Source organism: Caballeronia mineralivorans PML1(12), from assembly GCF_001028175.1.
GTDB lineage: Bacteria > Pseudomonadota > Gammaproteobacteria > Burkholderiales > Burkholderiaceae > Caballeronia > Caballeronia mineralivorans.
Genome location: NZ_AEJF01000360.1, coordinates 1 through 595, shown reverse-complemented (window position 1 = coordinate 595; position 595 = coordinate 1). Strand labels below are relative to the sequence as shown.

General features: G+C 60.2%; 1 protein-coding gene. It reads left to right on the top strand.

The genetic code is table 11. The annotated features are described in order from the left end of the window. Positions 1 to 595 (top strand): porin (locus EOS_RS43025; RefSeq protein ID WP_047898352.1); only part of this gene is annotated, 595 nt, incomplete at both ends.

Genomic DNA, 595 nt, shown 5'->3' with positions numbered 1-595 from the left:
TGATGGACCTGAGCGTGCCCACCTATCGGACGCACGCGGATGCGAACGGCGATCATGTCATCGGCATGGGCAACGCCGGCGAGCCATGGTTCAGCGGCAGCCGCTGGGGCTTAAAGGGTGTCGAAGACATCGGCGGTGGTACGAAGGTCATCTTCCGGCTCGAGAGCGAATTCGTGGTCGCCAATGGCCAGATGGAAGACCCGGGTCAGATCTTCGATCGCGATGCATGGGTCGGTATCGAGGACGACACGTTTGGCAAGATCACGGCCGGGTTCCAGAACACCATCGCACGCGACGCATCGACGATCTACGGTGACGCGTATGGCAGCGCCAGACTGACGACGGAAGAGGGCGGCTGGACGAACTCGAACAACTTCAAGCAGATGATTTTCTACGCGGCCAGCGCGACGGGTACGCGTTATACGAATGGCCTTGCGTGGAAGAAACTGTTCAGCAACGGCATCTTCGCCAGCGCGGGCTACGCGTTCGGGAACTCAACGAGTTTTGGCTCCAACTCGAACTACCAGGCAGCGCTCGGCTACAACGGCGGCCCGTTCAATGTGTCGGGCTTCTATAGCCACGTGAACCGCGTTGG